General features: G+C 47.6%; 13 protein-coding genes and 5 pseudogenes. 4 read left to right on the top strand and 14 right to left on the bottom strand.

Features of this window, described 5'->3' with window-relative positions:
* The first annotated feature begins 192 nt into the window (after window positions 1-192).
* Together DW830_RS03375 and DW830_RS03370 are read left to right on the top strand one after the other, a co-directional pair.
* Complete coding sequence (locus DW830_RS03375) at window positions 193-2,370, top strand: GH92 family glycosyl hydrolase (RefSeq protein ID WP_119248865.1); 2,178 nt, start codon at window positions 193-195, stop codon at window positions 2,368-2,370.
* Between the two features lie 33 nt (window positions 2,371-2,403).
* A complete protein-coding gene (locus DW830_RS03370) occupies window positions 2,404-3,888 on the top strand; it encodes a glycoside hydrolase family 125 protein (protein WP_119248864.1) in 1,485 nt (494 codons plus the stop codon).
* A 103-nt stretch (window positions 3,889-3,991) separates the two neighbouring features.
* Here the strand turns inward: DW830_RS03370 and DW830_RS03365 are convergent, their stop codons facing one another.
* The 14 genes and pseudogenes from DW830_RS03365 to DW830_RS03300 all read right to left on the bottom strand — a co-directional run bounded on the left by DW830_RS03365 (window position 3,992) and on the right by DW830_RS03300 (window position 24,357).
* Window positions 3,992-5,575 carry an ATP-binding protein gene (locus tag DW830_RS03365; RefSeq protein WP_119248870.1) on the bottom strand — a complete coding sequence of 528 codons (1,584 nt, stop codon included), beginning with the start codon at window positions 5,573-5,575 and terminating at the stop codon, window positions 3,992-3,994.
* A gap of 191 nt (window positions 5,576-5,766) precedes the next feature.
* Window positions 5,767-6,486, bottom strand: coding sequence for a hypothetical protein (locus tag DW830_RS03360; RefSeq protein WP_119248863.1), 720 nt, complete (start codon window positions 6,484-6,486; stop codon window positions 5,767-5,769).
* A 189-nt stretch (window positions 6,487-6,675) separates the two neighbouring features.
* Window positions 6,676-7,938, bottom strand: coding sequence for an ammonium transporter (locus DW830_RS03355; RefSeq protein ID WP_119248862.1), 1,263 nt, complete (start codon window positions 7,936-7,938; stop codon window positions 6,676-6,678).
* 63 nt (window positions 7,939-8,001) lie between these two features.
* Window positions 8,002-8,358, bottom strand: coding sequence for a P-II family nitrogen regulator (locus DW830_RS03350; protein WP_089545297.1), 357 nt, complete (start codon window positions 8,356-8,358; stop codon window positions 8,002-8,004).
* Window positions 8,359-8,628: 270 nt separating this feature from the next.
* A pseudogene (locus tag DW830_RS16275) lies at window positions 8,629-9,609 on the bottom strand (cyclically-permuted mutarotase family protein); the annotation flags it as partial.
* 75 nt (window positions 9,610-9,684) lie between these two features.
* A pseudogene (locus DW830_RS03345) lies at window positions 9,685-11,748 on the bottom strand (GDSL-type esterase/lipase family protein); the annotation flags it as partial.
* 62 nt (window positions 11,749-11,810) lie between these two features.
* A pseudogene (locus tag DW830_RS03340) lies at window positions 11,811-13,672 on the bottom strand (family 20 glycosylhydrolase).
* 163 nt (window positions 13,673-13,835) lie between these two features.
* Window positions 13,836-15,395 (bottom strand): annotated as a pseudogene (nanU, locus tag DW830_RS17250) (SusD family outer membrane lipoprotein NanU).
* Between the two features lie 12 nt (window positions 15,396-15,407).
* Window positions 15,408-18,707, bottom strand: coding sequence for a SusC/RagA family TonB-linked outer membrane protein (locus tag DW830_RS03325; protein ID WP_233544360.1), 3,300 nt, complete (start codon window positions 18,705-18,707; stop codon window positions 15,408-15,410).
* 74 nt (window positions 18,708-18,781) lie between these two features.
* Window positions 18,782-20,074: a sialidase family protein gene (locus DW830_RS03320; RefSeq protein WP_158573420.1), complete on the bottom strand. Its 1,293-nt coding sequence runs from the start codon at window positions 20,072-20,074 to the stop codon at window positions 18,782-18,784.
* A 54-nt stretch (window positions 20,075-20,128) separates the two neighbouring features.
* Window positions 20,129-20,896, bottom strand: a complete 768-nt coding sequence (locus DW830_RS03315) for a creatininase family protein (RefSeq protein ID WP_119248857.1) — start codon at window positions 20,894-20,896, stop codon at window positions 20,129-20,131.
* A gap of 53 nt (window positions 20,897-20,949) precedes the next feature.
* Complete coding sequence (locus tag DW830_RS03310; protein WP_119248856.1) at window positions 20,950-22,134, bottom strand: AGE family epimerase/isomerase; 1,185 nt, start codon at window positions 22,132-22,134, stop codon at window positions 20,950-20,952.
* A gap of 25 nt (window positions 22,135-22,159) precedes the next feature.
* Window positions 22,160-23,076, bottom strand: a pseudogene (locus DW830_RS03305) (dihydrodipicolinate synthase family protein).
* 45 nt (window positions 23,077-23,121) lie between these two features.
* Window positions 23,122-24,357 (bottom strand): MFS transporter, encoded by a 1,236-nt coding sequence (locus tag DW830_RS03300; RefSeq protein ID WP_119248855.1) that lies wholly within the window; start codon window positions 24,355-24,357, stop codon window positions 23,122-23,124.
* A 355-nt stretch (window positions 24,358-24,712) separates the two neighbouring features.
* On the opposite strand from DW830_RS03300, the gene DW830_RS03295 reads away from it, so the two are divergent.
* Entirely contained in the window at window positions 24,713-25,909 is a 1,197-nt protein-coding gene (locus tag DW830_RS03295; RefSeq protein WP_119248854.1) for an ROK family transcriptional regulator, read from the top strand.
* Between the two features lie 60 nt (window positions 25,910-25,969).
* Window positions 25,970-26,761: a glucosamine-6-phosphate deaminase gene (nagB, locus tag DW830_RS03290; protein WP_118313121.1), complete on the top strand. Its 792-nt coding sequence runs from the start codon at window positions 25,970-25,972 to the stop codon at window positions 26,759-26,761.
* Window positions 26,762-26,763 lie beyond the last annotated feature (2 nt).

Raw genomic sequence — 26,763 nt, 5'->3', positions numbered from 1 at the left:
AATCCGAGGAGGGAAGTTAAGGTTCCGTTAACTCAGCGTAATCCGATGAATAAAATATCCAATGAAAGTTTAGTTAAAAAATATATAGAATAGTGCCGTTTTTCCCATTTTTTTCGTATCTTTGCAGTATTATTAGTTTTATTACAAATAACCTAATTTATTCAATTATTCCGTAGATGTTACTATAGCATTATGAGAAAGAGAATTATAAATCTTTTAATGATGACCTGCGTGCTAGCCGGCGGCTACACTCAGGTATCGCTTGCTCAACAGGCTAAGTCGAGCAATCTCACCCAGTTTGTAAATCCAAGAATCGGAACGGGTGGTCACGGTCACGTATTCTTCGGAGCCAACGTTCCGTTCGGATATGTCCAGCTAGGTCCTACAGAACCATCCCGCGGATGGGACTGGTGCTCCGGCTATCATCATTCTGACTCCATCCTCATCGGTTTCGGACACCAGCACCTGAGCGGTACCGGTATCGGCGACCTGGGCGACGTGGCATTCCTGCCCGTAACAGATGGCAACCAGAAAGAAATCAAGTTCAGTCACGACAACGAGAACGTGCGTCCTGGATACTATGCAGTCAAACTGCAACAGCCTAATGTATGGGTGGAGCTGACCGCTACCCAGCGTGCCGGCTTCCAGCGCTATACCTTTGGTGCTGATGCACAACAGGCACAGCTAGTACTCGACCTGAAGCAGGGTATCGGCTGGGATGGAGCCAAGGACATGAATGTAGATAATACTACAGCTACCACCGTGGCTGGTCACCGTTTCTCCAAGGGATGGGCGAACGACCAGAAGGCATTCTTCTTTGCAGAATTCTCTCAGCCTGTTACCGTGAAGTCATTGGGCACCGGCAGATGGTTGATTACCGCTGCTGATGTCACCAAGCCATTGTTGGTAAAGACCGGTTTGTCGGCTGTAAGTGCAGAGAATGCCAAGCTGAACCTGGAGAAAGAGATTCCGGGCTGGGATTTCCGTCAGGTAGTAGCAGATGCAGATGCTGCCTGGAACAAGGAATTGGCAAAGGTGAACATCGAGACCAGCGATTCTACCTCCCGCCGCATCTTCTACACAGCCATGTATCATACCATGACCGCTCCATCTGTCTTCTCAGACGTCAACGGTCAGTATCGCGGTGCCGACGGCAAGGTCTATGACGGCAACTTCACCAATTATACCACCTTATCACTCTGGGATACCTATCGTGCTGCTCATCCATTGATGACCATGATCCATACCGACATGTTGCCAGATATGGCAAGCACCTTCATCAATATCTATCGCCAGCAGGGCAAGTTGCCAGTATGGCATCTGATGGGTAACGAAACCAACTGTATGGTGGGTAACCCTGGCATTCCAGTTCTTGCCGATATGGTACTGAAGGGCTATGTAAAGGATAAGGAAGGAGCCTACGAAGCCTTGAAGCAGTCGGCTATGCTCGATGAACGTGGTATGGGACTGCTCAAGAAGTACGGTTATCTGCCATACGACAAGGAGCCTACCAAGGAAACCGTAGCCAAGGGATTGGAATATGCGCTGGCTGATGCCTGCGTGGCTAAGGTAGCTCGCATGCTGGGCAAGAAGGAAGATGCCAAGTACTTCGAGAACAGATCAAAGGCTTACAGCAAGTACTTCGACAAGGAGACCGGCTTTATGCGCGGTCTGGGTTCTGACGGCAAGTTCCGTGTTCCTTTCAACCCATTCGCAGCAGAGCATCGTGAAGATGACTATACCGAGGGAAATGCATGGCAATATACCTGGCTGGTTCCACATGATGTTCACGGACTCGTGAAGCTCTTCGGCAATGAAAAGAAATTCGTGACCAAGCTCGACTCTCTCTTCATCGTTACCGGTGAGATGGGCGACAATGCATCTCCAGACATCTCTGGTCTGATCGGTCAGTATGCACATGGCAACGAACCAAGTCATCACGTGCTCTATATGTACAACTATGCAGGTCAGCCTTGGAAGGGTGCTCGTCTGCTCAGACAGACCCTGGACGAGATGTACAAGGATGACTTCGACGGTTTGAGCGGCAACGAAGACGTAGGTCAGATGTCTGCATGGTATGTGCTTTCTTCCGTAGGTCTCTATCAGGTAGAGCCAGCTGGCGGCAAGTACATCATCGGTAGCCCAATCTTCGACAAGGCTGAACTGAACGTGGGCAAGGGCAAGACCTTCAGCATCGTCTGCAAGAACAACAGCAAGGAAAACATGTACGTACAGTCTGTGAAGTTGAACGGCAAGCCATACAGCAAGTCTTACATCATGTATAACGACATCATGAAGGGCGGCACCCTCGAACTGCAGATGGGCAACCAGCCATCGAAGTGGGGAACCCGTCCAGCAGACCGTCCATAAGAATCAAGCACTAACTAACAAAACATATAAATAATGAGAAAGACTATTTTAACAATGGCTCTTCTTGCCTCTATGAGCGCTATGGCTCAGGAGAATGCCAAGGTAGATGTGCATGCACGCTATACCAAGGTGGTAACCCCTGTCAACGGCAAATATGAGTCAAAGCGTCCTCCTGTAGAGGACCGCCTCTTCACTTCTACAGCTGTAGAGAAGAAGATCAAGGAAGTACAGAAACTCCTGAAGAAGAATCCAAAGTTGGCTTGGATGTTTGCCAACTGCTATCCTAACACCCTGGAGAGTACCGTTCACTACCGTGTGCTCGAAAATGGTGATGATGATACATTCGTATATACCGGTGATATTCCAGCCATGTGGCTCCGCGACTCAGGTGCCCAGGTATGGCCTTACGTAGCCCTCGCCAACAAGGACGAAAAATTGAAGAAGATGCTGAAGGGTGTGATTCTCCGCCAGTTGAAGTGCATCAACATCGACCGCTACGCCAATGCCTTCAATGACGGCCCTACCGGTGCCGGATGGCAGAAAGACCGCACCAAGATGCAGCCGGATGTATTCGAGCGCAAATATGAGATCGACTCCTTCTGCTACCCTATCCGCCTGGCCTACGAATACTGGAAGGTGACAGGCGATGACTCTATTTTCGGCGAGGTATGGATGAAGGCTATCGAGAATATCCTGAAGACCTTCCACGAGCAGCAGCGCAAGGTGACAGCCAAGGCTTATCACTTTACCCGTGTTTCTGACCGTGCTTTCGATACCATCGGCTGGGACGGCTTCGGCGCTCCGGTAAAACCAGTAGGACTGATTGCTTCCATGTTCCGTCCTTCTGATGATGCCACGATTCTTCCATTCCTGATTCCATCCAACTTCATGGCAGTTTCTTCCATGAACAAGGCAGCAGAAATCTTGAAGCACGTGGCAGAGAAGGATGCAGCAAAGAAAGATGCTGCCCTGAAGATTGCGCAGGATTGCAGCAGTCTTGCCGATGAGGTACATACTGCTCTGCAGAAGTATGCTATCTACAACCATCCTAAGTATGGCAAGATCTATGCTTACGAGGTAGATGGTTTCGGCAACCAGCTCCTGATGGACGATTCCAACGTTCCTTCCCTCCTGGGTATGGGATATATGGGTGATGTTCCTATGAACGACCCTATCTACCAGAACACCCGCCGTTTCGTTTGGAGTGAGGACAATCCTTGCTTCTTCCGTGGCAAAGCTGGCGAGGGTATCGGTGGTCCACACATCGGTTATGACATGCCTTGGCCTATGTCTATCATGATGAAGTGCTTTACCGCACAGAGCGATGATGAGATTCGTTTCTGCATGAAGATGCTGCTGAATACTGATGCCGGTATGGGATTCATCCATGAGTCTTTCCACAAGGATGATGCTTCTAAATATACCCGTCCTTGGTTCGCATGGCAGAACACCCTCTTCGGAGAGTTGGTGATCAAGTTGATTAATGATGGCAAGGCAGACTTGCTGAACAACTTATAATACACCTTATTATAATATATACATATAGAAAATGCCGATAGTTTCTGATGTTTCAGAACTATCGCATTTATATTTATGCTAACTGGCGTCAAATATGCCACTTCTATTCTTCTTCTGTCACTTTCCAATCGATCAATCCCTTGCCATCTTCGTCAAGTTCGATTCCGAGTCCTATCACCTCTCGCCTGTCAGCCTTGAAAGGCTCCATATAGCGACAATCGATAATCTGGCGAACGGCAGCTTCCTTGCCACCATTGTTTCTCAATTTCAGTTCTATCACATAGATATAGCGAGAAGTAGTTGCCACAATATCTATCCTGCCCGTGGAAAGCATGTGCTCTACTTCAACCTTCAAACCGATGGCATTGAAAATCGTACTGATGACCAGACGATAGCGCTCCTCCATATCCATGGAAGCCATCTTCTTGTTGCTATAAGGCACATCGGCAACCAATGCCTTCAATGACTTCATCGCATCCGGCAACTGCCCGGTGCCCAACTGCATATACAGATTGGCCTGCAACGACTGGATGTCTCCCATCTCTCGCATAGTCAAAGCTGGGAGCACGGTTTCGTAGAGCGCCTGCTTCACCTCTTCATTAGGGAATCCCAAAACATAGCCGAACTCATCACTATCCTTGATGGTGAGATAGCCCGACTGATAAAGGAACAGGGCTGGTCCACCACCCGTTACATCCGAAGTCTCCAGGATGTTGCGCAGAACACGGCAATTCTCAAAATCACCCAAACTCAACTCTGCATTGGTGATAAACCTAGGAAGCCGGGAAGTAGCTCCGGATGCAGCCCAGAAATTAGCCAAATTCTTCGAATTCAACGCATTGATGAGACTGAAAGGATTATAAATATCTACCATATTATTACGGCTGAAGTGATACCCATCATAATACTCCTTCAGTTTGTCATGGGTCTGCTGCAGAGTCCAACCATTCACTTCCGCCATTTTCTCCAACTCTGGCATGAAATTCTCGCTGATTTCCTCATCCGTGATACCGCAAAGAGGGGCATACTGTGGCAGGAAACTGATATTGGTCAGATTGTTGAGTGCAGAGAACAGGGAAATCTGCGTAAACTTGGTGATGCCGGTGATAAAGACGAAGCGCTCGTACTCATCGTCAGCCTTCAAAATGGCGAACACGTTTCGATACACATTGGTACATTCTTCGTGCTCAGGAGTTTTCCAGGAATGCTGCAGCGGAGAGTCGTATTCATCGATGAGTACTACAACCTGCATGCCAGTCTGCCGATAAGCTGTGGTAATGATGGCATCAAAGCGATCGGCAAGTTGCGCGGTAGGATCAGGCGTTATGGCATACTTTTGTTCATACGACTTAAAGCACAGATTGAGATACGAGCGGATTCCTTCAGCGCTGGCTCCTCCACGGCTCATGTCGAGTCGGATGACTGGATATTGCTTCCAGTCATCTTCCATATCCATGATCTTGAGACCTTCAAAGAGTTCCTTTCTGCCGCGGAAATAAGCTTCCAGAGTATCTACGAGCACAGACTTGCCGAATCGGCGAGGGCGGCTCAGATAGTTATACTGGTCACCATAGTTTGCCAACTCCCAGACGATATCTGTCTTATCAACATAGACGTATCCCTCTTCCCTGATTTTCTTGAAAGACTGTACGCCTACCGGCAGTCTTCTTCGTTTGATGTTTGCCATATTCTTTTCCTCCATATATATTTTATGCAAAGATACAAAATATTCTCTTATCTTTGTCTTTCTGAGGCTTTATTTTCAGTTTCTTCACAGTTCTTGCAGTATGGCATTGTAAAATGGAGGAAAAAAGAAGTGTGCCATAAGTTTATGACACACTCCCTTATATTTATGCTAACTGAAAAAATGACCTCACTTTATGGCTGCAGGGTGAAACCAACTACCAGATAAGCTTTCTCTGTGCTAGGGTTAGCTGCTACCTGAGCAAAGACAGGAACAGAGAAGGAATCGGTAATCTTGATATCCTTGGTAGCCTTGACACCTACGTGGGTAACGGCAAAACCGTTGGCATCACCATAGAAGGTGGTGGCAAATGGCACAGCACCGATGCTTGCCTCCCAATCACACCCACCCAACTTGAATGGAGCGGTAGCCTCGAGATAAGATGAATAAGCACGGTCGCCATCCTTGTTGACCCCATCGTTGCCGGCGAAGTTGGTGTACCAGTTCAAGGCAAGCGGACCAAAGTCATAACCTACATTTGCCTCGAAAACATGAGAAGTTTCGTGAGCCTTGTAAGCAAAATACTTCTCGTTAGGAGAGTTGAACCAGTAATCGGTAACACCGATATGGAAACCACCAGTCTCGTATGCCAAGGTAAGATCAAACTCCTTGGTATCTTCCGGCTGAGAAAGACCTACACTTCCCCAAGCAGTAAGAGACAGACCTCTATATCCGATACCCAAGGTAGGCTGCAGGGAAACGGCTCCCAAATCCTGACCACGCCAGTAGTACTGGCTTACGATATCAGCACCGATAGAAGTTTCTACCTCGTCCTGTGCCATGGCAGCAGGAGCAAAAGCCATCAAACCGAGTGCCAACGCACCCATCTTCTTCATATCTAAAATCTTCTTCATAATCTCTCTTGTTTTTCCGTTAATAATAAGGAACTGCAGAACTCATCCACCTCTTTTCTGTTGTAGGCGGCGAATCCATCCACCAGCTCCGTTCCTGTTTTTAAAAGTTTTGGGTACAAAATTACAAATAATAATTCTGCGCACCAAAACTTTTATCAATAATCTCTCTCGTCAATATATGAAAGTACCTTAGTTGTAGCAGCTCTCACCATGCTCGTAGATATCGAGACCTTCCTCCTCGATTCGCTTGTCAACACGGAGACCACAGATCTTCTTGATACCCCAGAAGAGGATGATACCTGCTGCAGCTGCCCAAAGGTCGATAACGATGATACCGAAGACCTGTGCACCAAAGAAACCGAAGCCACCACCATAGAAAGCGCCGCCATCAAGGGCGAAGAGACCTGTCATCAAGGTACCGAAGATACCACATACACCATGTACAGAGCTAGCACCTACAGGGTCATCAATATGAAGCTTGGTATCGATGAACTCGATAGAGAATACCAGGATGATACCTGCCAGAAGACCAATGATGGCTGAACCCAATGGACTAACCAAGTCGCAACCGGCTGTGATAGCTACCAAACCTGCCAAGATACCATTCAATGTCAATGAGAATGATGGTTTACCATACTTGATCCAAGATGTAAACATAGTACCCAAACCACCACAGACAGCAGCCAGGTTGGTGGTCAGGAATACGTGGCTGATAGCAACACGGTTAACCTCACCAGAAGCAGCGAGCTGAGAACCAGGGTTGAATCCGAACCATCCGAACCAGAGGATGAATACACCGAGGGCAGCAGCCATCAGGTTGTGACCAGGGATAGCCATACTCTTGCCGTTGCGGTACTTACCCAAACGAGGGCCTAAGCAGATAGCACCTACAAAGGCGAGGACACCACCAACACTATGTACAATGGCAGAACCTGCAAAATCATGGAAGGCAGCACCAAAGGTGTCCATCATAAATGAACCGGCATCAGCATTGCAAAGCCAACCGCCACCCCATGTCCAGTGACCTTCTACAGGATAGATAATCAATGAGATGAAGAATGAATAGATGCAATACATAGAGAACTTGGTACGTTCTGCCATGGCACCTGAAACGATGGTAGCACTGGTAGCGCAGAATACGGTCTCGAACATCAGGAAGCCTTCTGTAGGAAGACCAGCTGCATTCTTGTAGAAAGAAAGATCGCCGAAGTTAGGCATACCGATGAATCCGGCGCCATCGCTACCAAACATAAATCCAAAACCTACGAACCAGAAAAGAACCGAACCGATCATGAAGTCAACGAAGTTCTTAAACAAGATGTTCGCGGTGTTTTTACTACGGGTAAAGCCCGCCTCGCAGAGGGCGAATCCCGGCTGCATGAAAAAGACCAACATGGCTGCCAAGAGCATCCATACGGTATCTACTGAAATTCCTAAATCCTGTACACTCATAACACAAAATCTTTAAAGTGTTGATACAATCTGAAAACTAATCTCTCTCCTCCCTTCCACATCTTATTTTTCCTGCTCCGCATTATAAAGAGCGATGTCGCCTCTTTCACCTGTACGGATTCTTACGGTATCCTCTACAGGAATTACAAAGATTCGACCATCACCAATCTCGCCGGTACGGGCTGCCTCCTGGATGGCATGAATAGTTTTCTCTACGTTCTTGTCGCGCACGACAACATTCAACAACACTCGCTCAATACTGCTGGTATCATACATGACACCACGATAGATACGAGCCTGTCGCATCTTGCCCTCTCCTCTTACATCGTAGTAAGAGAACCACTCAATGTCGGCGGCAAGCAAAGCTTCCTTTACATCCTCAAATTTCGTCTTGCGGATAATTGCTTCGATCTTTTTCATGTTAATCTCTCCTATTATTTAAATTACATATTGTTCGTTTTCGAGTGCAAAGATACGACAATTTGATTAATCAAATAGTTATCTACTTACTTTTTGCTTTTATTATTTCAGTTTGCTTTCTATTTAATAGCCTTTTTCAAGAAACACAATACAAAATAAAAGGAAAACAAGTGTTTTAGCTTTCATTTTGCAACAGACCTTCATAAAATAGAAAAACCAGTGTGGATGAAGCCTCACCAGACTATCATACCACACTGGTAGAATCATTAATTAACGTAAATCTAACTGAACTATACCGGGTGAACGAAGACCAGGCTTCAATTCACCGCCAATATAATATAATGTATGTTTTCGCATTGCCACTTGGGCTCCCGCTCTAGCCAACAGAGAGGTTTGGTGGGAAAGAATTTCCCAGCGTTCAGTTTTCAGTTTATATGTCAAAGGACAACCGTTGAACTGATACCACGAAATGTCCTTCTTCAAATAATCAGCTTGTGCCACCTTGGAATAGGTTCCGCTGATGGCATCCCAGAAGATATCACGGTTCACGCCTCCGGCGCAAATGATCTGGGCTTCACCGTCGGGACTCACAGCCAGCATGGCAGTAGCGCCCGTCAAGGTGAGTTCCTTACCTTCGCCATTACGGGGTGCCGGAAGCGGATTCCAGCATTTGCCCTGGAGAAGATAACGCAATCCCGATGTGGCAACGACACTTGACTTGCCATTCTGATAGAAGCCACCCCAGACATAGAGCTTGCCATCATAGGCAGCGCAGACCGGTTGAACTCTCGGTTCGCCAATCATTTCCGTTTCCTTTTTCCATTCCAGATTCTTTCCGAGTTCACAGGTGAGAACGGAAGAGGAAGGATGACCATCCTGATTGCCCCCCACAACAAACAGGCGATTGTCCATCAGACAGACACCCATGTTATCTACCGTACAAGGCAGGGCTGACAAGGATTTCAATATCGGTTTACCACTCTTCTTGTCCAAATGGATACTCAAGACAGTTTTCAGACTATGTTCGGTATTGCATCCACCAACCAAAACCAGGCTATCACCAGTGGCTACCACACCACCATAAGCAGCAGGTTCAGGCAAATTACCTATCATCTTCCAATGTAAGGATTCCCCGTTGCCTGTCACTTTCGCAGCATAGATGCCCGAATAGTACTTCTTCTTTCCAGGTTCAGGGAAATTGCAGCCACCAGCCACTATCAGGTAGTCGCCGATGAATCCGGAATAACAAGCAGAGACACCGAGCTCATAGCCAGCCTCACCAGAAGGGAAGCCAGACAGGGATTTGATGGCCGTTTTGATTTCTCCCCGGAATGTAGACGCCGGCAAACCGTCCTGGTTTACCAGATTGGCACGTGTGAAAGGTTGCCATGCATATCTTACAAATCTCGGCTTCTTGAGTTCTGGTGAAGTGAGTCGAACCTTGTTTCCCTCAATCTTCACCTGTGCAGGATAGAAGATACCATCTTCCTCTGCCATCTCGAAACAGGATGGAGCCTTGCCGTCGGAAGTACGGAGACCATCGCCATAGGTAAATGATACCACCAGCGATTCACCCTCTCTTACCACCTTATTATATATAGGACCCGATGGGGTTACGCCATGACCGTAGGTCTGGTTCAAAGCCCAGCGACCCAGACGCTCACCTACCGGTTGCTTGTTCACAGGATGCACATCGAGCGAATCTCCCTGATCGGAAGACACCGCCATTCCGGTATTCGGGATGGATTTCATCAATCGGAGCTGACTGTCACGGAACCAGGTCCAGGAAGGACGGTTCAGGCTGGACAACTGCACGAAATAGAAAGGCATCTGAGGATTCTTCCAATTGCTTCTCCAACTATCCACCAGAAGGCGGAAGAGCTGTTCGTGAGCATCCATATTGTGGGCATTCGATTCACCCTGATACCAGATCACTCCCTTGATAGGATACTGCTGCAAAGGCAGGATACCGCTCTCGTAGAGATAGCATGGTTCGTATGGATGACGACCGAGATGTGTAGCATCGTGGGTGAGATTCTTGGCAGCCCTGCCTCTTACCCAATCCTGGATAAAGTCATTGTGCAACCAGTCTCTCAAGATAGCCGGGAACTGGGTTTCCAAGGTATTTCTATCTACCCAGGCTTCCGTAGGAGCACCGCCGATGGCATTGCAGATCAATCCCACAGGCACCTTCAGACTATCCCGCAACATCTTACCATAATAATAGGCTACGGCAGAGAACTGGGCTGCGGTTTCCGGAGAAACCTTCTTCCAGGTAGTAGGCTTGAAATACTGCAGATGATTCAGGGAATCCAGACAGGATGCCGGCCATGCCACATCATAAGTCTCCCATCTTCCCTTCATATCGAAAAGACGGAAATCAGGGTCATCAGCCTGAGCGATGTCTTTCTTGCCGGTAGCAGCCTGATTCAATCGGAATGCCATATTCGACTGTCCCGAACACAACCAGACCTCACCTACAGCCACATGGCGGAACTCTTTCTTCTGCTTGCCAGCCTGAATGGTCAGCGTATAATCAGTGCCTACCTGCAGAGGTTGCAGGGTAACACTCCACTCACCACGGTTATTGGCAATGGCAGTAGCTTTCTGTCCGGCAATACTTACCATCACCTTCTCTCCCGTATTGGCGATGCCATGGATATCGAGCGGCACATTGCGCTGCAATACCATATCATCCGTATAGAGGTCGGAGAGTTGCAGTCCGCCATAATTTCCGGTAATACCGCCATAAACGGTTTTCGCCAGGATTCCGGCACCTTCCGCATTCGGATGGATGGCATCCGGCAACAGATTAGGATAAGGATAGAGAGGAGCATGGAAATCGATTACTTCCGCTCCGCTCACCTTTGCTACCACCTGGATAGCCTCCTGTATCTCATCATGCCACTGCTTGGTGCCCGAGATAAAACGGGGATGGCGGTGGGCAATCGGAGTCATTCGAGCCAGAATAAAACGTACCTTCGGATTCACAGAACGCAGAGAGTCCATCAGGGAAAGATAATCTTTCACGAACTCATCACGATAGTTAGGCCAGTTTCTTGGGTCCGTATCGTTGATTCCCAAATGGATGACAGCAATATCGCCCTTGAACGCCATTGCCTGTCTGTACTCTTCCTGCTGCATGTACGGACGGTGTCCATGCTTCAACAGGGTAGCACCCGGCTTACCGAAGTTACCTACCAGGTACTTGTCTCCCAACATCTTCTGAAGTTGTACAGGATAAGAGAAATGTTCTCTATCCTGGATACCTGTACCATAGGTAATACTGTTACCAACACAAGCCACCTTTACTACTGGGGCTTTCTTCTTTGGGGCTGCATTTACTGTCTGGAGCCCCATCGAGAGTGCCGACAGCAAAACTGCTGCCAACACTCTACTAGGAAACTTTAACTTACCATACAACATATATATAAACCTATCTTATAATACTTTTATTCATCAACCAGCGCTGCCGTGAACATCCATTTCACAAGTCGGGTCTCCTTGGAAGAGAACTTGCCGACAGGAAGTTTCAGCATCAACTTGTTCCAACCCTTCTTGAGGGTAATATCTATCGCAGGACGAGACATGTAGTTCTCATTCTTCAACGTAATCTCATTAGAACGCTCGGTATTCGTGTTCTCCCATACAGGAGGCATGATTTCCTGACCATTGAGCCATGCTCGGCTGCACTTGTAATCCCAGGTGCCCTGATGAGGAGCCAGGTCGCTTTCCGAACGGCTGTAGTTCTGGAACTCCAGCATCAACTGGGTCTTTCTTTCCTTAGGAGAGTAGATCCATCGGGTAGCATAAGCGGTGTGGTTCTCCTGTGGATTGGCGTAGAATCCAGGAACCAGCGTGCCCCATACATGGCGCAGATAGATGCCGTTGCCGATGATCTTGCGGGTCTTGTAAGTCTTGCCCTCATACTGATAAACGGAATCTTCTTTCTCCTCTGGAGGGAACACCTTGGTCAAGTCGCCTCCGTTAGGAAAGGCATCGGTAATCTGCCACTCGCTCTGGGTCTGGCATACGTATGGGAACGGAACTTCCTTCAGCCAGGTCTTCTTCTGCCACAGCAGGCGGTCTTCAAACTCCCTGAATGCAGCCAACTGCTCAGGCTCATCCTCCCACAGCAGGGTGCCCTTGCCATCAAAATAGCAGTTGCCGCCTCCACGCCAGGCACGTTCTGCCAGGGTGAGCATATAAGGATAGAAGTTGTTTTCTGCCAGCAACTGAGGAGTATTGTCTATGAAGCGATCGTTCCAGAAGGCTACGATGCAGCCAGCCAGGTCGTCGCTGCCCTCAGACTGGTTATAGATGCGGCTGTTGAACATCGCCACCAGGTCGGCGTAGGTATCGAAATGGTTGGCGTAGTGGTAGCGGCAGTCGATGGCAGGGATGCCCTTCTGTGCCTTTCCACGATAGCTCCAGAGCTGCGTCATGTCGATTTCACCCGGCTTGTAGTTCCAGCCAGGGTTATAGGAGATGACCTTCTTGCCCTTGTCGCGAATGTATTTCACCATCATCGGAACGAAATCCGGATTGGTGAACTGAACCTCGTCGGTTCCTATATGGAGATAAGGTACATCAAAAGTAGCACATACCTCATCGATGATATCTTTCAGAATCTGCGTGCCCTGCTCACTCTGCATATCGGTCTTGAAGGTACGCTCAAAGGCAGCACTGTGTCCTGGCATATCGATTTCCGGAATCAGGAGCACCTGGTGCTGCTTGCAGAATTCCACCAGCTGACGAGCCTCATCCAGGGTATAGAACTTACCCTTCTCACGCTCCATGTTTTCAGGCGCATTGAGCTGCGGATATTTCCTGCATTCCAGTCGCCAAGCCTGGTTTTCGGTGAGATGCCAGTGGAAGACATTGATCTTATATCTGCTGAGGAGACTGATTTCACGCTTCAGCTCCTCTACAGGAATATAGCTTCTGCCCACATCGTGCATGAAGCCGCGGATGCGGAAGGCAGGCCAGTCGGTGATGTCACACTGTGGCACCCAAGTCTTTTTATTTTTAGTGTATTTTAGTTGTTCCAGCGTCTGTCGTCCCCAATACATACTCGGGTGGTAGCTTCCAGAAGGATGCCTTTCCTGGTAATCGATAGATGATAAGCCTCTTCCTGGAACTTGGCTCCTTCAATCTGGCTCACATATTTTTCCTCCACCGTCAACTCGCCGCTGGATTTCTTGCCGTTGAACTGATACTTCTGAGGCAGAGGCAACAATGAAGATGGATGATTGGCAGAGATGCCAGCCATGCACAAAAATATAGAAAACACAAAAAGTAAGAGTCGATTCATATTTTTTATTTAGGTTGATTCTGATGAATTATTGTTATTCACAAAGTTGATTTAGAAAGAGAGTTTATGAAGAAGAGAGGGAACAGAATTCCCTCTCTTCTCTTTTATAATCAAACAAAAACGATTTGCTTCATCGGCGAAATCAATTTCCACAATAGGCTCCTTATTTGTCGTAACCAGGAGTCTGGTGCAACAGACCGTTCAAGCCGAGGGTGTTCTCATCGATAGGCCACAACAGTCTGTCGGCATGAGCAGAAGTATATTTGGTAACATACTCAGCACCCATCAGTCGGAGGTCGTGCCAGCGCTTACCCTCGAAGAGGAACTCGCGGCATCTTTCCTTCAATACAGCCTCGATGACATTGGCATCGCTGCCTACGAAAGAGTTGTTGGCATAGAATGAAGCGTCTGTATCATTAGGATAAGCCACCTCAGCCTGGTGAGCATTGAAGTACTCCTCGCCGTAAGCACGCTTTCTTACCTCGTTGATCTCGGCAGCAGGATCCTCGCCCAGCAAAGCCTTAGCCTCAGCCAAGCCCAAGAGACAGTCTGCGTAACGATAGATAGGATAATCATCGAGCCACTGGCGCAGGTTGTAACCCTGTGGCAGGGTTCCCTGGAACTTATACTGGATGTTGCCAACATACTTGAGAGACCCATCCTCGTTCTTGGCATAGATATCCTTCAAGCTACCAGCTTACGGGTATCGCCATCACGATAGAGTTCCTTCCACATGTCCTTGTTGAGAGATACAGACATTACACCGTCCATATTACCCATGCAGACTCAGCCAGAGTTGTACCATCAGCCTCGTAGTAGTTCTTGAAGAACATAGAACCCATCACCAAAGTCAAGCGGAATCTATCATTCCACAAAGTCTTTTCATCCTTGCCGTTATAACAGCGTAGATAATCTCCTTGTTCTTCTTGTTGGCAAAGGCAAATACCTGGGTAAAGTCGTTCTGCAAAGCTACATCAGCCTTCTTCACATCCTCATAAGCAGCCTTGGCTGTCTGATAATCAGCGTTTCCGCCGCCCATCTGCTTACCGCTCCAGAGATAAGCCTCACCCTTGAGCATCTTGGTAGCAGCCAGAGACCAGTAGTTTCTGCCACTGGCAAACTTGTAGTTGTCGCCGTAAGCCTTCTCAGAAGCCTCGATATCCTTCTTGATCTGAGCCATTACCTCAGTAGCAGGAGAAGCAGCCTTGCCCATGTTACCGATGCTGATGTCGCTACCCTTGGTATAGTCAGTTACTACGATGACGTCACCATAGGTTCTCAACAGCTGGAAGTATATGAAGGCACGCATACCGTATGCAGAACCCAGATAGTTGTTCTTGGCAGCCTCCTTGATGAGGTCGGTATTCTCAGTCTTGGCAATCATCAGGTTAAGCTGATTGATGATTGAATAGCAGCCGCCATAGTTGCTGATGGCAGGACTTGACTGGCTCAAGAGATTGTTCCACATGAACTCGTATCCACGAGTTGCCTCACCCGAGAATGGGTTGCCACCATAGAGGTTGGTACGCATCTCACCCCAAAGGTAAAGGTTGAAAGATTGGTCGCGGAACATCGCCTGGAGACCGGTGTTGGCTGAACTGAACTGGCCTTCTTCCTTCCAGTAGCCAGCATCAGTAATCTCACTTTGTGGTTCTACATCAAGACAGCTAGTCATTGAGAAGACCATGCAGCCTGCTGCAAAATATTTCAAAAACTTTTTCATTTTAGTCAAATTTTAGAATGTTACAGATAAACCGAAGAGTAATGTGCGTGGTGTTGGGTAACGACCGTTGTCAATACCTGCACCATAACCATTATACGCTGCTGGCTCTGGAGAAGCTCCATCATAACCAGTGATGTAGAACAGGTTCTGACCTGTTACATAGAGGGAAGCATTCTGCATGCCTACTCTGCTGATCCATGTCTTTGGCAAGTTCCAGTTGAGAGTAATCTCGCGCAGTGCCAGGTAGTCGCCCTTCTCGTAGAAACGGGAGCTGTTACCGTTGACTTCTGTGTAACCGTTGTTCTCGCGGGTGATATTCATCTTGTTCAACTGGTCAGCGTATGTGAAGACTGGAAGGTCTGCATCGCGGTTGGTCTCAGACCATGTATCCTTCACCTTGTCGATGAGGTTGAACGAACCCTGATACTGTCCCAAAGAACGAGCCTTGAGGTCGTTGTAGATGGTGTGACCCAAAGAGTAGTCGAAACGTGCGTAGAGAGATACGTTCTTGTAACCGAATGTTGTGGTGAAACCACCAGTCACATTAGGGAAGATATTACCTACTACCACGCGGTCGAGCTGACTGATATGGCCATCGCCATTCACGTCTTCCCAGCATACATCTCCTGGCTCGATAGGCTTCCAGCCATTAGACTCCTTATAAGTCTTACCGGTTGCTGGGTTGATCTGATCAGCCAAACCTGGACCATAAAGATGTGCGATGTCGTCAACACGCTCGTTGGCATTTGCCTTTACATCGTCCCAATCTCTGAAGATATGCTGCTGCTGGTAACCTACCAGGTCGCCCAACTTGCCACCTTCACGGTATCCACCAATCCACTTGGTTGGGGTCTTGCCGTTGGCATCTACCTTGCCTGCTGCTACCTCGTAACCACCAATCTGGTTGTTTGGCTTGTCGCTGCTTGGCAACTGCAATACCTTGTTGGCTACAGAAGTGAGGTTGGCTGTAACATCCCACTTGAAGTCCTTGCTGTTGATGATGTTGGCACGTACCTCCATCTCGAAACCAGAGTTGCGGAGCTTACCCAGGTTGGTCTTCATGCTAGAGAAACCGGTGTAACCTGGCAAACTGATATCGGTGAGCAAGTTATTGGTTGTACGGTTATAGTAGTCGAGGATGAAGCCCAGACGGTTGTTGAAGAAACCGATATCGAGACCTGCCTCGAACGACTTACTCTGCTCCCACTTCAACGCTGTGTTGGTAAGGGTTGAGTTATAGTAACCAGTCTGACCGCCATAGTTGCCATACTTCTCGTAAAGACCATAGATATCGAAGTTACCGATACCGTTTACGTTACCGTTGATACCATAACTTACACGTGGCTTCAAGTTGCTGATGACGCTGGAAATCTTAGAGTTCTTCCAGAAATCCTCCTCCATGATGTTCCAACCTGCAGATACACCTGGGAAGAAACCCCAGCGGTTGTCCTTCAACTTAGAGATACCGTCGTAACGATAGGTGAAAGAGAAGAGATACTTCTGCTTGAAGTCGTAGTTCACACGACCGAAGAGAGACTCGATACGGTAACCGGTCTTGCTGCTGCTTGTAGCCGTGCGGTTAGCACCTACGTTCAGGGTATGGATGGTATCGAATGGAGAGTTCTCTGTACTTGCATTAAACTTAAAGTACTGATAGTCGAAGTACTCACCACCAATCATGGCATCCACATTGTGATTCTCGAAGAAGGTATCGTGATAGTTCAAGGTACCGCTCAACTGAATCTGAGTGAAGCGTGTGATCTCGGCCTTAGCACCACGGGTCTGGTTAGGAGAACCCTGGTTCTGCTGCTGGTATGACTTGTTAAAGCTCTCGTACTGGTAATCGTAGTGATACAGAGAAGAGTTTGCTGTGAATACCAACTTCTTAGGGATGATGTTCAAATCGAAGCCCAGGTTGTAGGTCTGCTTGCGTGTACCGTCTGTGCTTGTGAGGCGAGAACGGTAGTACTCTGGGTTACCGTCACCTGTACCCCAACCAGAAGCAGGAGTGCCATCCTCCAGATATGGATTCCAGGTAGGACGCTGTGAACGGGAACGATAGAAGAACTCGTATGCACCGATCCACAGAGAAGGCTGCTTAGCCCAGCTGTAGGTAGTACCTGCCTTTACATTCAGGAAAGGAAGTACCCAATAAGAACCGTTGAAAGCACCATTGAAGCGCCTGTAGCCTGTACCCTTGACAGCACCATCCTCATTGTAGTAACCGAGACTTGCAGAGAAGGTACCCTTATCATTACCGCCAGAGAGGCTCAGGTAGTGATCCTGGGTAAGCGCTACATCGTGGAAGGTTGCATCTTCCATCTGACCGCTGTAATCCTTATAGAGAATCTGCTTGCCCTCGTAGTATGGGTCGTCCATTACCTGCCAGCCCTCACTCTGGAGATGCTTGGTATCATCATTGAGATAACGGATATCGAACAACTTGTTACCGATACCATAACCCATCTGGTTATCTACAGCACCTGCAGTTGGAACATTATTGGTATAACGCTTGTAACCCAAACGGTTGTAGTAGATGTAATCATGTGCATTGAGGAAATCGTAACCCTGACGGGAGAAGTTCATACCGAGCTTAGCCTTGTAGTTAACTGTGGTCTTACCAGCCTGACCATTCTTGGTCTGAACCAGAATTACACCACCGTTGGCACGGGCACCGTAGATAGCGGTAGAAGCGGCATCCTTCAACACCTGGATTGACTCGATGTCTGAAGGGTTGATATCGCTCAAGCTCTCACGGATGATACCATCCACAACGATGAGGGCGCCATTATGGCCACCCGTGATAGAAGCACCACCACGCAGGGTGATGTTAGGACTTGCACCTGGCTGACCAGACTCGCTGATTACGCGGAGACCAGTCACTGTACCCTGCAACGCATTACCCACGTTGCTGACAGCAGCCTTCTCCAATACCTTGTTATCCATCTTAGAGATAGCAGTGGTCAAGGTGGCACGCTTCTGCTGACCGCCATAACCTGTTACCACTACCTCGGCAAGAACCTGCTTATTTTCGCTCATGGTTACGCTGATAGGCTGACCCTCGAACTTGATTTCCTGTGAATCGAAGCCGATGTAGGAAATCACGATGATGTCGCCCTTCTTCACGTTGCTCAAAGAGAATTTACCGTCCAAGTCGGTAACAGTACCATTGGAAGTACCCTTCACGAGTACAGAAGCACCGATCACGGTCTCTCCAAGGTCATCAACTACCACACCTGTACAGGTAGAGGTCTGCTGCGTGGCACTCACTGCCAAGCTACTAGTACCTGCGAATGCTGGCGAAGCGCCCATGCATCCCAAAGATACTGCCATGACTAATTGTTTCAAATCTGAGTTCATGTTTGTAAGTTGATAATTAGTTAATATTATTTATATCTGTTATTCGTTATTTGCTCAATGCTCAGGTTATAGAATCGAATGTCGTAATAATCATCCGTCTGGGTTTTAGGATTTCTGAATGCATTCTCCTCCAGAAGGAAGTAGATGCTTCCATCCTTGCCCTGAACCATGGTTGAGTAAGCCGATGTTGTGTTGCTCAACTGATAGCAGCCTTCCCAGTTCTTGGCGATAGCCTCTGGAGTTGCATAATCAGCCGGAGTCTCCAATGCCTTGTAGTAGATACCTACGTTGTTACGGCCAGGACCTACCGGAACACTCTGCAGCAACAGTTTAGTCTTCTTGCCATTCTTCTTGGCATCTACGATGAGAACCTCGCCATTGCAAGAGTTCTTGTGAGCAGCAACACCCATATTCTTGGCATCAGAAGCTATTACCTTGCCCCAAGAACCTGTGGCTGTCTTCTTATCCTCATAAGTATAGATGTTGATGTGGCGTCCACCCATCGCACGACTGCTGAGCAACACATTGCCGTCTGGCAACTCTTCAACCTTAGCCTCATCTCCGTGAGGAGCAGCCTCAGCTACATTCTTGCCCAATACCTTCCAGTTCTGACCGAAGTCATCGCTATAGATGATGCGGTTACCGCTGCGGGTACACAACACGGTATAGACGCGATAGTACTTGCCTACCTTGATCTGCTTACTCTGGCAGATTCTACCACTGGTAAAGAAGGCAGATTCCACTTCTGGCATAAGGTCGTAAATCTGCTTGGTCACTTCCTCACCATACCATGTCTTACCCTCGTCGTCGCTGTAGTATCTACCCATCATCAGGAGATGACCACGCTTAGACTCCCAGTAGCCGATACCACCCGATGCACACATCAGGAGGATTCTGCCGCTCTTCTTATCTACAACGACAGCTGCATCGCCATGGGCACAGTCGAAACTGGTAGCAATACCGTTTCCGCCCTTTGCCACCATCTGCTCTGGAGAGCTCCAGGTAGCGCCCTTGTCCGTGCTGGTCTTCATCACGATGTCGAGATGACGGCCGCCACCAATATCCTTATTATGATAACGATGATCGGTAAACGCAATCAACTTTCCCGACTTACACTCCACGATGGCAGGAATGCGATACTGTGCTTCCTTGTTAGAGAAGACGGTGAGTCCTCCCTGAGCGTTCACAGCCTGAGCCTCAACTGCCATGACTGGAGCATCGCCCACCAACTGCGCTGCCATCATCTGTGCTGGCATCAGAAGGGAGCAGCCCATCGCTGCCAGGAACAAAGCCTTGCTGACATTTGCTGATAACATCATTTTTTTATTCATAGGTTTAAAATCTTTATTACTATATAGATTCAAAATCTTTATTTAATACAAATCAGATGCTGATTTAACTAAAGAGAACTGACTGAGGAAATCTACATACTCGCTGACCACTGCCTCGGCAAACTTCTTGCCCTTTTCTGCCGTAGCCAAGTCTGGGTTTCCGATTCCTGTATCTGTGGAAATCATCGACCAGTTGCGCGGTATCCATATCTTTCCGCTGCTCAATGCCGGAATACGGAAGCCCTTGGCGGCTCCTTCGCCTGCATCCTTCAAGTCTACCAACTCAGGATGATAATGCATCATCACAGAGGTCTCTACCTCGTCGGCATGATCGCCAGGATTATCAAAATATTCCTTAGGATTACACATCTTGAACCATTCGCTGGAAGCGATGATGAAATCCGGATCATCCACAGCCAAGTCGCGGATCATGTTCTTGAAACAGTTGCCGCCATGGCCGTTTACTATCAGCAGCTTTCGGATGCCCTGATGCTGTAATGCCTCAACTATATCTTTCAAGATAGCCTTCTGCGTCTCGTATCGGTAGTGAATACAGAAGTTTACATCTCGCTGACCTGGGTTCTGTGCGCCCATCGCCACCGGAGGAAGTACCATGCATCTTACGCCTTTCTCGGCGTAGAGCTTCATGGCTGCCTCCACGGCAATGCTTTGCGAAAGAATGCAGTCGGTGAGATAGGGCAAATGCAGATTATGAGGTTCCGTTGCACCCCAAGGTAACATCGCCATCTCATAGCATTTGTCCCTCACTGTACTCAAATTCGAAATAGACAAGTCTAATTCTTTTCTCATTGAATCATTAATTTTTGTTCAAGATTGATTTTAATCTTTATCCAAGATTGATTTTAATCTTTATTCAAGATTTCCTGGCACAATGTATATGCCTTGATCATCATTCTAGGAATGTGGAACGGACCCTTGAAGAGATTGCCCTTGGCCGGCTGTGCCACGGTTCCGTCTCTGTGCAGATAGCCATACCACTCGCCGAACTCTGCATCTGGGAAATGGGCGTAGGTCCACTCGCTGATGCGCTGGTGCTTGTAGATATACTCTTCATCACCTGTTGCAAGGTAAGCATAGAGAGAAGCGATGATGGTTTCGGTCTGTGGCCACCAGAACTTCATATCCTGTGAATAATCCTGTACAGGAAGATTCCTGCAGTCTCTGAAGTTGATGATGCCGCCATACTGCTTGTCCCATCCCCAGTCCCAAGACCAGTCGAAGATCTGCAGCGCCATATCAGTTATCTCCTTGTCCCAACCTCTCTGCTTAGCCTCTTCCATGATAAACCAGGAGGTTTCGATGCAATGACCAGGGTTGATGGTGCGTCCCATACAGGTATCCTCAAACTCACCGTTCATTCCTACGGTCTCCAGGAGACACTTGAACTCTGGGTGGATGAAGTACTTCTTCAGCTTGGCGATTGACTCATCAATCTGCTCGGTGAGCTTAGGGTCGTTGATAACCTTGCGGATGCAGGAAGCTACGTTGATGAGAATCATGATGATGCTATGGCTCTGCAACTTCACAGATTCCTCGAACTTAGGAGCCAGAATGCCTGGAGTGGTGAGGAAGCGCTGGGTGTCCTTGAAAATCTGCAGGGCACGTTCTGCATATTTCTGCTCGCCGGTAGCCAAAGCATACTCTGACATAGCAATGGCTGCGAATGTCTCAGAGAATACATAGCGACGCATGCGCAATGGCTTGCCTTCTGCAGTTACAGAGAAGTACATTCTTCCATTCTCGTCGAAGCAATGCTCCTCGATGAAGTCGAGCGTACTCTTCGCAGCCTCCAGCCACATCGGATTCTTCTCTACATTATTATATGCATAGGCGCATATAAAGGCGAATCGACCCTGAAACCACACAGACTTGGTGGAATCGATCAGACTTCCATCTCTATCAAGACAAGTGTAAACACCACCGTTTACCTTATCCCATCCATGCTCCATCCAGAATGGCATGATGTTCTCTGTCAGATCAGTCTTATAAGATTCAGCCCACTGTTTAATATATTCTTTTATGTTCATTCCTACTGGTTCTAGTGGATTTTACTTAAAACTGATTGCAACGCTCGAAGAAGTTGATAGCTTCCAACTCTTTCTTCATTGCCTGCTCCTCCTCATCGGTCATATTGCGGAATGGAGTACGGTTTGGACCCAGATCGAAGCCCATCAACTTCATGATACGCTTACCACCAACGATGTTACCACGGTAGTGGCAGATTACGTTGATAACCTCCTGAGCGAAGTTCTGCTTCTCACGGGCTGTCTCGATATCGCCGTTCTTCCAAGCCTCGATGATGCCTACCAACTCCTTACCGTTGTAGTTGGTTGTACCGCCGATACCACCCTGGGCACCGCCCTGAGCCAGGCTAGGGAGAATGGTCTCATCCTGACCATGGAGCATATCGTACTTACCGTTCTTGTAGAGACGGCACTGGTTGTACTCATACAGGCTCTCGAAGGTATATTTGATACCAGCGAAGTTAGGAATGCGTCCATCTACAGCCTTCAGCAGATCGAGCATTGGCAGATAAGCGCCATTGAATGCAGGAATATGATAGTAGTAGAAAGGAAGCTCGGGAGCAGCAGAAGCGATCTCCTCGCAATACTTCACCAGTTCCTCGATGCGGCCGATATGTGGGAATGGAGGAGCCATTGAACCGATGCCCCAAACACCCAACTTCTGCGCGTGCTCAGCCAAGCGACGGCTCTCACGGAGGCAGCAGCTGCCTACATGAACGATAATCTTGAAGTCCTTTGGAGCTACGGCTACCCATCTCTCAGCAAGGAGCATTCTCTCCTCGGTGGTCAACATATAGCCCTCGCCTGATGAACCATTGATAAACACACCCTTCAGACCGTTCTTCTGAAGCATCTTGCATAAGCCTCGATAGGTTCCAAGTTCACATCACCGTTAGCATAAAAAGGAGTAAACGGTGCATCGATAAGTCCAATGATCTTTTCCATAATTATATATATATAAGTTAGTTAAATTTTCTTTATTACTATTTATTATTCTAAGTTATCAGTCTTTGGCTTCAAACAAGCCAACTGAAGTGTCAACGCTGCGATAACCACCACGCCCAATACGGCAAAGGCCAAACCCAGATTACCGCCATCAGAGAACTTACCCATTATCTGGGTAACCATAGCTCCGGCAAATACGCCCACCATATTCATGATACCATAGGCTGTTGCTCTATATTTTGCCGAGATAATCTGGCAGAGGATTGGCATATTGTTGGCATCAAACATACCGTAACCGATACCGAAGAGCAATCCAGCTCCCACTACAGCTACCACACTGTGACCAAAGCCCAGGAGGAAGAGAGCAGGAATCGTCATTCCCAGACCGATGGCACTGGTATAAACGCGGCCACGAATGTTCCTATGAACCCATTTATCAGAAAGCACACCACCGAAGAGCACACCAATCAAAGAAGAAACTGCAATGGTGATGGTTGACATCGGACCAGCCTCAGACATAGGTACACCCAGATTCTCTGCAAACAATGTTGGAAGCCAGTTCTTGGTAGCCCAACCTGGAAGAGAAGGAACTGCGAAATAGAAGAGAATCACCCAGAATGCCCAAGTAGAAAGCACAACAGATAAGCCTTGGAACAATCCGCCCTTTGCAGGCTTTTCCTGCTGAGCCACAGCCATACTCGCAGTATCCTTGTCTTTATCGTGCAACAACAGAAGCAACACGACAGAATAAGCGATTCCGAGAATACCAAACCAGTGGAAAGTGGTGTGCCAGGAGAAGGCTGCTGCCACGGTAGCACCAAATCCTCCGATAGCCTGACCTACATACAAACCAGTCATGTGAACACCGATGGCCAGAGATCTGGACTTTCCTTCATGCCAGTCGGCAATGAGAGACAAGGCAGAAGGGATGTAAAGTGCTTCACTGATACCCATCAACGCCCTCAACATGTAAAGCTGATCAAAACTGGAGGCATATCCCATCAGGTAGGTCACCAAAGACCAGACAAAGAGACTGCCTACTACTAATTTCTTTCGACTGATTCTATCAGCTACGATACCGGCAAATGGACTCACAATACCATAAATCCAAAGGAAGACTGCCATCAAAGCGCCAAAGGCTTCAGCTTGCTGTAATTCCACGATGTCAACTTTCATGGCGGCCTGCATGGTGGAAAGCATCTGACGATCCATATAGTTGAGAAGAGCAACCACCCAGAGGAGCGCTACAACTAACCAAGGATAAAACTTTTTATTTTTCATTTCAATTGTTAGTTTTGTTATTCGGATGCAAATATACAACTTATTTTAATACCAACCAAATTTAAATGAATTAATTTTCATTATTTGAGTTAATTAAATTAGTTTATTTATTTATTCTTACGTTTTACTCTCTATACCTTATTATATATATATAAAAGAACCTCTTCTGAGTTGTTTTATCAACTCATATTTTAAAAAGCTAAAATTCATAGACTCAAACTGTTAAATCATCCCCCGAAAATGGGGAAAAACAAAGTTTATTCTAATAATTTAGATTAATTAACTCGCAAACATTAAAAAAACGGATTTATTTATTTATCTTTGCAGCGTAAAAACTTAAACATGAAATATCTGTATGGCAAAAAGCATCATACCTCACACTAAATGGTCTGCCTCTAAGACAGCACTTTTGAACTTGCTCATAGAACATGGAGGGCAAACTATCGCCGAACTATCCAATAGTTTGGGGGTAAGCGTGCCATATACTACCAAGACTCTGAACGAACTCATTGAGGATGGCTTGATTGAAGTAACTGGCAAGAAAGACAATTACTCGAAGAGAGCGCCAAAGATTTACGACCTCATCGCAACATCCGGATATTTCCTCGGCATAGATACAGGAAAGCAAAGTCTCACCTTCGGCATCTGTGATTTTTGTGGAAACATGGTGGCAAAACCCGAACTGATACACTTTGACTACCAGGACACCCCAGTAACCTTCGACAGTTTCATCAACCTCATCAACGATTATATTCAGAGATCAGGCATCGAAAGAAGCCAGATCAAGAAGGCTTGCATAAGTATCGGTGGACGAGTGAACCCGGAAATAGGTTGTGCCTATAATTACTTCACCTGCACGGCAATGCCGCTGGCAGAAGCGCTGACCGAAAGACTCGACCTGCCTTTCTGCATCGACAACGATACCCGCTGCATGACTTACGGTGAATATCTGAAAGGTGTCTGCAAGGGATTGAGAAACATCATCTTCGTAAACATCAGCTGGGGCATCGGCATCGGTATCATCTTCGACGGTAAGCTCTATCTCGGAAAATCAGGCTTCTCGGGTGAAATCGGACACATGCACATCTATAATAATGACATCATCTGCCATTGTGGAAAAACAGGTTGCATGGAAACGGAAACATCAGGCTCGGCATTGCTGCGCAAGATGAAAGAGGCTCTGGAAAACGGTGGAACATCCGTGCTGTCCGACAAGGTGAAGAACCTGCATCAGGAACTCACCCTGCAGGATATCCTCGATGCCATCCAAAAAGAGGATGTGCTCAGCATCGAGACACTGCAGAAGGTGGCAGTGGAACTGGGAACCAATCTCGCCGGCATCATCAACATCTTCAATCCAGAGATGCTGGTCATCGGAGGAGACCTCTCGGTAACAGGTGCTTATCTTACCCAACCTATCTGCATGGGCATCAAAAAGTTCTCGCTCAATATGGTGAACGAGGATTCGCTGGTTGCCGCCTCTACCCTGAAAGAGAATGCGGGACTGATAGGAGCCTGCCTTATGGCAAGAAGCAAGTACTTGAACAATTAATAGATCAAGAATACATTATTAATATATAAGAATACATTAACTAATAAACATATATCAACTATGCGTGTAATTATCGAAAAGAATTACGATGAGTTGGCTCGCTGGGCAGCTCGTCACGTTGTGGAGACCATCAAAGCGTTCCAACCAACAGCAGAGAAACCATTCGTATTGGGTTTGCCAACAGGTTCATCACCTATTGGTATGTATGCAGAAATCGTAAAGGCTGTCAAGGCTGGTGAGGTTTCTTTCAAGCATGTACTCACTTTCAACATGGACGAATACGTAGGTTTGCCAGAGTCTCATCCAGAGAGCTATCATTCATTCATGGCTCACAACCTCTTCGACCACATCGATTGCCCTAAGGAGAACATCCATATTCTCAATGGTAACGCTGAGGATCTCGAGGCTGAGTGCGCTCACTACGAGGAGATGATTGCAGAAGCAGGTGGTATCGACCTCTTCATCGGTGGTATCGGCCCTGATGGTCACATTGCTTTCAATGAGCCATTCTCTTCTCTCAATTCCCGTACTCGCGTGAAGACTTTGACTACTGATACCCGCATCGCTAACTCTCGTTTCTTCGGTGGCGATATGAACGCTGTGCCAGCTACAGCCCTCACAGTAGGTGTTGGTACCGTTATGGCAGCTAGAGAGGTGATGATTCTCTGCAATGGTCACAACAAGGCTCGTGCTCTCCAGGCAGCTATCGAAGGTCCAGTAACTCAGGCTTGGACTATCAGTGCACTGCAGACTCACCAGCACGGTATCATCGTTTGCGATGAGAGCGCTACAGATGAGTTGAAGGTAAGCACCTACAAGTACTTCAAGGACATCGAGAAAGACAACTTGTAAAA

The sequence above is a fragment of the Prevotella sp. AM34-19LB genome (assembly GCF_003468525.1).
Lineage (GTDB): Bacteria > Bacteroidota > Bacteroidia > Bacteroidales > Bacteroidaceae > Prevotella.
This window is presented reverse-complemented; position numbering and strand designations above follow the sequence as displayed.